Below are 10,000 nucleotides of genomic sequence, written 5' to 3'. Positions count from 1 at the left end.
TGGGGCCTTAGCTCAGCTGGGAGAGCATCTGCTTTGCAAGCAGAGGGTCATCGGTTCGATCCCGATAGGCTCCACCATTACCACTAAGATTACATCAGCAAGCACTGAGATCAGTGTTTGCTCGTCTAATCTTAGACGACAATTGACATCGTATAGAGAGATTAAATGCAACATCGTTGATCGCCCAAGTGAGGGTTGATCTCGGTCGCTTCCGCAAGGAAGGCATTCAGCGGACCACATTCCCGGTCCAACGTCTGTATCGCGGCTGAAAAGATGATGTTGCCCAAGTCAAGTAAACTAACCAAGTTGCGGTTCTGCGGAACTGCAGCGCGTTTCCGATCCCATACAAGATCGGAAGCGGGAAAGTATGCTTTTGGTCCTGAAAGTATAGCTTCGCGTCTTTACCAGCTCGCGTTGCTCGCAAACTTCGTCCTCAAGTCGCCGACAGGCGGTAGGACATCATGTAGTTTTGCTCTTTCTGGATCAAATCAAGCGCGAGAAGGGCGTTTGGTGGATGCCTTGGCAGTAAGAGGCGATGAAGGACGTGATACTCTGCGATAAGCTATGGGGAGCCGAGAATAGGCTTTGATCCATGGATTTCCGAATGGGGGAACCCACCTGACAGTTCGATATAATAGCTTAGGCTGCTTATATCTTGCTGAAACAGGTACTTTTAACCTGAACACATAGGGTTTTAAGAGCAAACCCGGGGAACTGAAACATCTAAGTACCCGGAGGAAAGGACATCAATAGAGACTTCCCTAGTAGCGGCGAGCGAACGGGAACCAGCCGAGCACGATGAGTGACTAGAACAGATTGGAAAGTCTGGCCATAGCGGGTGACAGCCCCGTATAGGAAGCTTTGAGTGACGTATTAAGTAGGGCGGAACACGTGAAATTCTGTCTGAAGATCGGGGGACCACCCCCGAAGGCTAAGTACTCCTTACTGACCGATAGCGAACCAGTACCGTGAGGGAAAGGTGAAAAGCACCCCGACGAGGGGAGTGAAACAGTTTCTGAAACCGGACGCCTACAAGCAGTCGGAGGGACCTCGAGTCCTGACGGCGTACCTTTTGTATAATGGGTCATCGACTTGGTCTTACGAGCAAGCTTAAGCCGTTAGGTGTAGGCGCAGCGAAAGCGAGTCTTAATAGGGCGCATGAGTTCGTGGGATCAGACCCGAAACCGAGTGATCTAGGCATGACCAGGATGAAGGTAAGGTAACACTTACTGGAGGTCCGAACCCACACCTGTTGAAAAAGGTCGGGATGAGTTGTGCCTAGGGGTGAAAGGCCAATCAAACTCGGAGATAGCTGGTTCTCTGCGAAATCTATTTAGGTAGAGCGTCATCCGAATACCCCGGGGGGTAGAGCACTGGATGGGTAATGGGGCCCCACAGGCTTACTGATCCTAACCAAACTCCGAATACCCGGGAGTACTAGATGGCAGACACACTGCGGGTGCTAACGCCCGTAGTGGAGAGGGAAACAACCCTGACCTCCGGCTAAGGCCCCTAATTCATGGCTAAGTGGGAAAGCAGGTGGGACGACCAAAACAACCAGGAGGTTGGCTTAGAAGCAGCCATCCTTTAAAGATAGCGTAACAGCTCACTGGTCTAGATAAGTTGTCCTGCGGCGAAGATGTAACGGGGCTCAAGCCATGAGCCGAAGCCGAGGATGCCGTAAGGCATGGTAGCAGAGCGTGGTGTGATATAGCTTCATGCCTCTTTCGATCCTCAAGGGGATCATTAGAGGCTCGAAGCTTTCTGTGAAGCGGGCGCGTGAGCGATCCCGTGGAGAGATCACCAGTGAGAATGATGACATGAGTAGCGACAAACAGGGTGAGAGACCCTGTCGCCGAAAGTCCAAGGGTTCCTGCTTAAAGCTAATCTGAGCAGGGTAAGCCGACCCCTAAGGCGAGGCCGAAAGGCGTAGTCGATGGGAACACTGTTAATATTCAGTGGCCAGAGAGAAGTGACGGATCGCAAAGGTCGTTCATCCTTATCGGATTGAATGGGCGGCTCAGCGGTCCCTGGAAATAGCCTCTCATTAGATCGTACCCTAAACCGACACAGGTGGACTGGTAGAGAATACCAAGGCGCTTGAGAGAACGATGTTGAAGGAACTCGGCAAAATACCTCCGTAAGTTCGCGAGAAGGAGGCCCAGTTTCTACGCAAGTATTGGCTGGGGGCACAAACCAGGGGGTGGCGACTGTTTACTAAAAACACAGGGCTCTGCGAAGTCGCAAGACGACGTATAGGGTCTGACGCCTGCCCGGTGCCTGAAGGTTAAAAGGAGGGGTGCAAGCTCTGAATTGAAGCCCAGGTAAACGGCGGCCGTAACTATAACGGTCCTAAGGTAGCGAAATTCCTTGTCGGGTAAGTTCCGACCTGCACGAATGGCGTAACGACTTCCCCGCTGTCTCCAACATCGACTCAGCGAAATTGAATTGCCTGTCAAGATGCAGGCTTCCCGCGGTTAGACGGAAAGACCCCGTGCACCTTTACTACAGCTTCACACTGGCATCAGGCACAACATGTGCAGGATAGGTGGTAGGCTTTGAAGCAGGAACGCCAGTTCCTGTGGAGCCTTCCTTGAGATACCACCCTTGTTCTGCTTGATGTCTAACCGCGACCCATTATCTGGGCCCGGGACCCTGTGTGGCGGGTAGTTTGACTGGGGCGGTCGCCTCCCAAAGAGTAACGGAGGCGCGCGAAGGTTGGCTCAGAGCGGTCGGAAATCGCTCGTTGAGTGCAATGGCAGAAGCCAGCCTGACTGCAAGACTGACAAGTCGAGCAGAGACGAAAGTCGGCCATAGTGATCCGGTGGTCCCGAGTGGAAGGGCCATCGCTCAACGGATAAAAGGTACGCCGGGGATAACAGGCTGATACTGCCCAAGAGTCCATATCGACGGCAGTGTTTGGCACCTCGATGTCGGCTCATCTCATCCTGGGGCTGGAGCAGGTCCCAAGGGTATGGCTGTTCGCCATTTAAAGAGGTACGTGAGCTGGGTTTAGAACGTCGTGAGACAGTTCGGTCCCTATCTGCCGTGGGTGTAGGATACTTGAGAGGAGTTGCCCCTAGTACGAGAGGACCGGGGTGAACGATCCACTGGTGGACCTGTTATCGTGCCAACGGTAGTGCAGGGTAGCTATGATCGGAAAGGATAACCGCTGAAGGCATCTAAGCGGGAAGCCCCCCTCAAAACAAGGTATCCCTGAGGGCCGTGGAAGACCACCACGTCGATAGGCTGGAGATGTAAGTGCAGCAATGCATTCAGTTGACCAGTACTAATTGCCCGATAGGCTTGATTTGATCCAGTAAAAGCAAAACTGCTCTTACTCGAACGAAATCAAAAGCATACACAACACTTACTTGACTTGGACATAAGCTCATTATTCGGTTTGGTGGTCACAGCGTCAGTGAAACACCCGATCCCTTCCCGAACTCGGCCGTTAAGCACGATTGCGCCAATGGTACTGCGTCTTAAGACGTGGGAGAGTAGGTCACCGCCAAACCTAATAATCAGCTTATTAATCTCTCATACGATGCTTAACACACATTCGACCCTGTCGCGGGATGGAGCAGCCCGGTAGCTCGTCAGGCTCATAACCTGAAGGTCGTAGGTTCAAATCCTACTCCCGCAACCAAGGTCGAATACAAAATTCCCATATAACACAAAACAATAGGCGCCTTCCGGGCGTTTCTTGCGTTTGGGCCGTAGCGTACCAAAAACCACGCTGGAAGCAAATGGGGCGAGCTCAACAGTGTGGTGGATAGGCAACGGATGCTAACGGCAGAAAGCGGTGAACTTCCATTGAGTGTGGCCTCGGTGTTTCTATTTGCAACCTAGAGGCGCAATTGGTGTAAAAAACTATACTTTCCCCCTGCTTTGGGTTGTGTTGTACATGCTAGCCAAAGGCTGAATTTAGCGGATTGTTTTACATGAGTACTTTTGAAGCATGGATGGGGGATTGCGTCTTTCGTGACGCGCAGAGTGGTACCGATTGTCGGTGCTTTGTGTCGGTCTGGGCGGACAGCTATGCCACCTATTGCGCTGGGGTCGAAGCCTGTATTTTGCACAGAGGCCTTACACTCATGCGGCTGGACAATGTTCTGCCCGTACCCGAGTACCTCGACCGACCGACAGCCAACCATTCGCAAATTTCTGCGCTGGCGCAGGCGGTACATTCGGGAAATCCTGCTGAAATGGGACCTATGGGTCCGCTCATAGGAGTTAGAGGCGGAGAGCAAGAAAGCTATCTAATCATTGAAGAGATCGCGATCAGTCCACTGGACAGGCAACGCGGCGTCTGGCCGATGAAGACCGTTCCAGATGCGCTTTATGACCCGCTCTTTGGTCAGCCTACGCCGACAGAGGCCGAAATCACTCAGTATGGTGGAATTGAAAACGTCCCGGCGATGAAGACCTATGCCGTCCTTGATGCCAACAAATTCCAATCCGGGTTGAGCGAAATCGAGGATTGCGAGGTGCCGTTCCGATGTCTATTCAAAGGTCCCGCCGCCGTGGAGCAAAAAGACGTCGCGCCCTATCTGTTTGAACTGACGGAGGATGCGCCCTTTACCCGACGCCTGTTAACCCATCTCCCCGACATGCCGGAGACTATGACGACCGCGCATATGTGGCATCGGGAACCGGGAGTTTTTATTCGCTCACGAACGGAATTTGATGACATTTGGAAGCATTTCCGCAAGTTTACCAAGGTGCAGGATGAAAACGGGAAGTGGTATTATTTCCGGTTCTGGGAGCCAACTGTTCTTTGCGAGCTGCCCAAAATCCTGACACGTAAAAACGGAAGGCAATTTTTTGCGGAACACCTGAGTTTGATATGGTGTGCTGCTGATCCAAGCCGAGGAGGGATCATACGGCATGCGTAAGATGAAGAAATATATCGGTGGCGGGATTGGACTTCTGTGCCTTTGTGCCCTCGCGGCGTGTAAACCGGAGACGGATATGACAAAAATTGATTTGAGCGAAATTGCCGTGGATACGACCGGCTGGCAGGACTACTGCCTTGGGTATCATTCCATGAAAATCCCTCCCGATTTCACACCAGCGCCTGCAAGTGCAAGCATTGATTGGCATGAGCCGGAAATCATACAGGACGTTGTCGGATCGGCACGTGACTATATTCGGGCACAGGATCGCTTTGGGGAGGAGGTCTTTTCCACACGCGTTAACGGCTGGGATTTTATAGTAGCGCGGGAGCGCTTCAACTATGGTGTTTCAGACGATAGTCTCGTTTTCTGGGGGGGGCGCAAAGTCAATGACGATGTCATCGTGTTCACCGAAGATGCTTCAATATCCAAAGTCGGTGACGGAAGCGGACCGCAATATCGCGCATTCTATAACAGCCTGAATGTTTTTCCCGAAACCACGGATAACCGCAGTGATGGCTTTTGTTTCAATGGGTACGTGTTCTCAGGCTATATCCCGCAAAATACGTATAGTTATGATGCTGTTTTTCTAGGGCGCTCGACCCGGAATATCTATAAACGCTCCTCTTTCAACCTGACATTGTCCATGCAAAAAGAGCCACCAGAAGATGAACGCCCGCTTGTCTCCGGGCCGACATTCGCCGATTTCGGGATCAAAGCGGAGGGCGTGGAATTGCGAAAATCCGGACGCACTGGTGGGTTGATCCGATTGACCGCAGAGGAAGACGGAGTGTCCTCGCGTGCATTCCGTGCCTTTATCGATGGTGTTCAGGGGGATGCGACAGAATCTCGAATTTATATCAATGACTTTGAAAACAAGGATCGTTCCCCTGAGGAAAGCGAAGCCCAAATTCTTGGTTTTTTACAGTCGATTCAAAAAAATGAGCGTTGATTATGAGTTCTTGCCCGAAGGATGTGGTTGTCCCTGTCATTTTTATTCCCGGAATTATGGGATCCCCCCTTCAAACTGCCAAGGGTGAGATCGTCTGGGCTCCAGATGACAAAATACTCATGGGCAAAAAATACATTTGGAATTCCGGCTCGGTGATCGGGCCGGATCTGTTCCGGTTGCGCGAACGCGAAAACGTTTCTGATGCAGCGCAACAACGTAAAAAGCTTCTCATTGGCGGAAATGCCTTTGATAAAGACTATTTGAAACCGGTTGAATATGCTGCACATGACGACCTCGTTGCTGTTTCCAGTGATTTTTGGGGATCTCAGGTGGAGCGGAATTGGGGCTCCGTTGCCTGGGGATTTTACGGCGGAATTCTCAAGCAACTCGAACACAGTCGCCTTGAGATCAGCCAGCAGGCGAAACAGTCCAATCCGCTATTCAACCTCGTAGAAATGCCGGTTTTTGCCCTTGGCTATAATTGGTCACAATCGAATTATGACTCGGGGAAGTACGCCGCCGAAAAGATCAAGGAATGGGTCTCTAGAGGCAAAGCCCGCGCGGATGAGATCGGTGCCCAGTGTCCTGGAGCCGTTGTGGTGACCCACTCCATGGGGGGGCTGGTTGCGCGCTCAGCGACAAAAATTCACGGCGCTGAGGATGACGTCTTTGCTGTGATCCACACCGCGATGCCAACCGATGGTGCCGCGGCAGCGTACAAGCGCTTTCACTTCGGCTTCGAGCACCCCAAAAGCGTTCTGAGCATGGAGACTGTGACCTACTTGGCTTTGGGGCGGCAGGGAGCCCTGGTTACGGCTATTCTTGGACACATGCCTGGTGGGCAAGAGCTTTTGCCCAATAAGAGATATCGCGACAATGCTGGTAACAGCAAATGGCTTGCGGTTCAAAATCCGGAGCGAAATATGATCGGGCGATGGGTGTCCGGAGACGCGCCATATATCGAACTTCCCAGTAGCAATCCTTATACGGAAATCTACCGGCGCGAGGATCGTATGTATCGTGCAGCCAACCCTGAATGGTTGTTCCCAGAAGGGATGGAAGCTGCTTCTCCTAAAAAATCAGCCTTTTCTTACTTTGCAGAACAAAATCGCAACGCAGAAAGCCTACATGACAAACTAATCTCAAACGGCGATTTTCACGAAATTACTTACATATGCTACAGTGACGATAGCAGTCTGAAAACCTATGATAGAATTGACTGGGAGAGCGATAAACCTCTGGGGGCCTTGGGCCGCAGTATCAATGACGATGATGTTTCTGAGGATCGAACCCATGACTACCGGCGAGAACATCTGAGGACAGGTGATGAGGCAGACAAAGAAGTCTCGGGAGGCTGGTTCGGAACCGATTACAAGATTGACTTGGGGAGTGGGGCAGGCGACGGGACGGTACCTACAAGTTCAGGGGCATTTGCAAATGTGGCTCCGTCCCGGAAGAAGGCGCATACCTCCGGATATACGCACGATGCGGCAACGGACGCCCTGTCGGTCCAGTCGTGGGTGAAGGAAACCATAGGGTCCCTTTTGGGGCAGTGCTCGCTATATTGAGGCAGAAAATGCATGTTTGTTTTAAATGACAAAGAGGTGGCGGGACTTTGTGACCTTTCCGTAAGGAAACGGCGACAGCGGTTGAAAGCCGTATTTTTGAACGAAACATACGGACCAGATCGCAGCATTGAATTCCTATCTGATTTTTTTGATCGGGCGTTTGATGTTGCGATGACGTTACCAGAAATTCGCGACGATGAGTTGCTAAACCTGTGTCGCGTTGGGCATCAGAAACACACCGATGTTTGCGAACTTGAGGAGTTTCGCCGCTGTGAGCAAAAACAGAAATGGTCTGGGCGGTCATTATTTTTAGAATCTGCCTACGAAATTTTAACTCTGAGCTAACCGCTGCGTTTTTTCCTTCATCATCTATTGAAAATTTGTCCCTATCAATGGGACAAGAGCACATCTCCAAAGCGCAGCTCAATATCGTGCCCGTGCTCTTTGGCATGGGCTTTCGCCAGCGCCAGTTCCGGCGTGATCTCTGATTGTACGGTGAAGCGGAGGCCGTCAAAGCCGCTATGGAGGATTTGTGCCGTCATCTACTCTTGTCTTCGCTTTCGTAGTCGTGGAGGGGGGTGTTACATGACCCCCCTTTGCCTGTCGGCTGATTGTCGTGGTTTGAATTGAAGAAACCGGATGAAGCGGGATGCGCTTTGTGCCTCCGGCGGGGCAGCTTTTGTTTTGGGGCCGGGCAGTGCCCGGCTCCGATCTTATGGGAAGCTTTAGGCGCGCTGTGTGGCGTCTTTCGACATTTGGCGCGCAATCCATATTTCCGCGCGCTCGGCGCATTTGGCGGCGTTCAAAAGATCGCCTTGGGCAAAGCTTGGCGTGGAGTGCCAATCGCCTTGGCTGGTTTTGTAAGCGCGGGAGAGATCGACGGAATAGAAGCCGTCATTGTCCCAGATGGTTGCAGTGATCAGGCCCAGTTTGATCTTGTGGGCAGGATGTTTCGACATGGTGTCAGTTCCTATAGAAAAATGTGAGATGGAACGGGCGCGAGAACCATTTGCCCCGCGCCCGCAAGAGCCGTCCGGCCCCAAAATCCCGCATGGCGCTGCCAGCCCCACACGGGCAAAACTTAGAAGGCTGGGTTAGGCGACGGTGTACTGGCTGGTATTGCCGTGACAGCGCGCTTGGCCCCATTCGAGAAGATCGCGGCGGCGGTAGCGCACGGAGCGCCCCGACTTGTAGAACTTCGGCCCATAGCCCGTGACACGCCATTTCTGGATCGTGCGCACGCTTTGGCACAGGAAGTCTGCGGCTTTCTTCTCGTCAATGAACCCGTCCAGATAATCGGTGGCCGGGCGGTTATTGTCATTGGCTGCTTGCATCTTTTGCATCTGTTTCGTCCCTTGTTGCGTTCAGATGCTATTGATTTGGCCTAAGGCGAATTCTCCAAAAATATCTCTAAATAGAAAAGCAATTTAGAGAATTTGAAAAAATCACAAGCCTTTGAAAAGAGGAGAAAAATATTTGTATATTGTTTTGTCGGAAAGATGCGCAGGTGGCACGGGCAGGTCGGGTTTGTTCAATTCAAGCCATGCCCGGATCTTTGGGTAATGGGACGCCTGTGATGCGCTCACATCAATCTGACCGTCTTGGAGAAGGGTCTGAAACGCTTCCTCAATGGCTGGGCCCACGCCGGGCCGTCCGGCGGGGGTGGTCGGCGTCTTGTCCACAACGCCGCGTTCGAGGATTTCGTTGCGAATGCGGTTTGTCGTCAGGCGCACGTCCACGAATTCCAAGCCCCGGAAACTGAGCGTTCCGTTTGCCCAATCGCAATTTCCCGCCCATGCCGCTTTCGGAATGGCTACGGGCGCCGATGACAGGGAGCGGGGCAGCTCATAGCCGAAGCCATGCAGGTGCCCGCTCGATACGTATGATAGGATACCCGTGTCAAAGACCGGTTCGATCTGCACCCCGAGCGTTTGATCGCAGACACAGCTTATGGATCAGGCCCAATGCTGGGTTGGCTGGTTGAGCGTGAGATTGCGCCGCATATTCCCGTCATCGACAAGGCGGGGCGCAGCGACGGCACTTGGTCACGCGCGGAGTTCGAATGGGACGCGGAGAATGATCAGTATATCTGCCCCGAAGGTCACGAACTGAAGCAGTTCCGGCGAAACTACTCCGACCCGAACCGAGGTCCGACCGGCAAAGGCACAGCCCGCTATCGAGCTTTGAAGGAGGTTTGCCAAACCTGTCCATCGAAACCAACTTGCTGCCCGAATGCAGAAGCCCGCAAAATCACCCGCGAAGAACACGAAGACGCCCGCCAAGTTGCCCGTGATATCGCCAAAACCCACCAATACGATATCTCGATGAAGCTCCGAAAGAAGGTCGAGATGCTCTTCGCGCATCTCAAACGAATTCTTGGCCTGAACCGGCTCAGGTTACGTGGACCCTGCGGCGCAAATGACGAATTCCTCCTCGCCGCAACCGCCCAAAACCTCCGTAAACTGGCCAAGATCTTTCCTGCGCCGCAGCAACCGCGAAAAGCCTGAAAAGAAAGGCGCTCACGCCCATTCGGGAACCGCAAATTCTGCGCTCGCAAACATCAGTTTTTCAACAGAATCGGC

8 protein-coding genes, 2 tRNA genes, 2 rRNA genes and 1 pseudogene are annotated in these 10,000 nt (G+C 52.5%); 9 read left to right on the top strand and 4 right to left on the bottom strand.

The window, feature by feature from the left end; translation table 11 throughout:
- The first annotated feature begins 1 nt into the window (after nucleotide 1).
- From NH195_RS00075 to NH195_RS21025, 8 genes are all read left to right on the top strand, one after another.
- Nucleotides 2-77: transfer RNA gene (locus NH195_RS00075), tRNA-Ala, on the top strand.
- Between the two features lie 409 nt (nucleotides 78-486).
- Nucleotides 487-3,314: ribosomal RNA gene (locus NH195_RS00070) — 23S ribosomal RNA — on the top strand.
- Nucleotides 3,315-3,402: 88 nt separating this feature from the next.
- Nucleotides 3,403-3,517 (top strand): 5S ribosomal RNA (gene rrf, locus NH195_RS00065).
- A gap of 55 nt (nucleotides 3,518-3,572) precedes the next feature.
- Nucleotides 3,573-3,649, top strand: a tRNA-Met gene (locus tag NH195_RS00060).
- 448 nt (nucleotides 3,650-4,097) lie between these two features.
- On the top strand, nucleotides 4,098-4,898 hold the full coding sequence (locus NH195_RS00055; RefSeq protein WP_162265835.1) for a DUF4123 domain-containing protein: 801 nt from the start codon (nucleotides 4,098-4,100) through the stop codon (nucleotides 4,896-4,898).
- Entirely contained in the window at nucleotides 4,891-5,850 is a 960-nt protein-coding gene (locus NH195_RS00050; protein WP_066701428.1) for a hypothetical protein, read from the top strand. Before NH195_RS00055 ends, NH195_RS00050 begins: the two co-directional genes overlap by 8 nt.
- Before the next feature lie 2 nt (nucleotides 5,851-5,852).
- Nucleotides 5,853-7,418: an esterase/lipase family protein gene (locus NH195_RS00045; RefSeq protein ID WP_066701426.1), complete on the top strand. Its 1,566-nt coding sequence runs from the start codon at nucleotides 5,853-5,855 to the stop codon at nucleotides 7,416-7,418.
- A gap of 12 nt (nucleotides 7,419-7,430) precedes the next feature.
- Nucleotides 7,431-7,763 (top strand): hypothetical protein, encoded by a 333-nt coding sequence (locus tag NH195_RS21025; protein ID WP_155846029.1) that lies wholly within the window; start codon nucleotides 7,431-7,433, stop codon nucleotides 7,761-7,763.
- A 44-nt stretch (nucleotides 7,764-7,807) separates the two neighbouring features.
- On the opposite strand, the gene NH195_RS21020 is transcribed toward NH195_RS21025, so the two are convergent.
- From NH195_RS21020 to NH195_RS21015, 4 genes are all read right to left on the bottom strand, one after another.
- Nucleotides 7,808-7,960: a hypothetical protein gene (locus NH195_RS21020; protein ID WP_155846028.1), complete on the bottom strand. Its 153-nt coding sequence runs from the start codon at nucleotides 7,958-7,960 to the stop codon at nucleotides 7,808-7,810.
- A 183-nt stretch (nucleotides 7,961-8,143) separates the two neighbouring features.
- On the bottom strand, nucleotides 8,144-8,377 hold the full coding sequence (locus NH195_RS00040; protein WP_066701424.1) for a hypothetical protein: 234 nt from the start codon (nucleotides 8,375-8,377) through the stop codon (nucleotides 8,144-8,146).
- A 135-nt stretch (nucleotides 8,378-8,512) separates the two neighbouring features.
- The gene (locus tag NH195_RS00035; protein WP_420795646.1) at nucleotides 8,513-8,761 is read right to left on the bottom strand and encodes a helix-turn-helix transcriptional regulator; all 249 of its coding nucleotides are present in this window, start codon (nucleotides 8,759-8,761) and stop codon (nucleotides 8,513-8,515) included.
- A gap of 102 nt (nucleotides 8,762-8,863) precedes the next feature.
- Entirely contained in the window at nucleotides 8,864-9,340 is a 477-nt protein-coding gene (locus NH195_RS21015; protein ID WP_155846027.1) for a hypothetical protein, read from the bottom strand.
- On the opposite strand from NH195_RS21015, the pseudogene NH195_RS00025 reads away from it, so the two are divergent.
- Nucleotides 9,314-9,925: pseudogene (locus NH195_RS00025) on the top strand (transposase); the annotation flags it as partial. The gene NH195_RS21015 and the pseudogene NH195_RS00025 sit on opposite strands and share 27 nt — an antisense overlap.
- Nucleotides 9,926-10,000: the final 75 nt, after the last annotated feature.

This window comes from Celeribacter ethanolicus, assembly GCF_001550095.1.
Taxonomy (GTDB): domain Bacteria; phylum Pseudomonadota; class Alphaproteobacteria; order Rhodobacterales; family Rhodobacteraceae; genus Celeribacter; species Celeribacter ethanolicus.
This window is presented reverse-complemented; position numbering and strand designations above follow the sequence as displayed.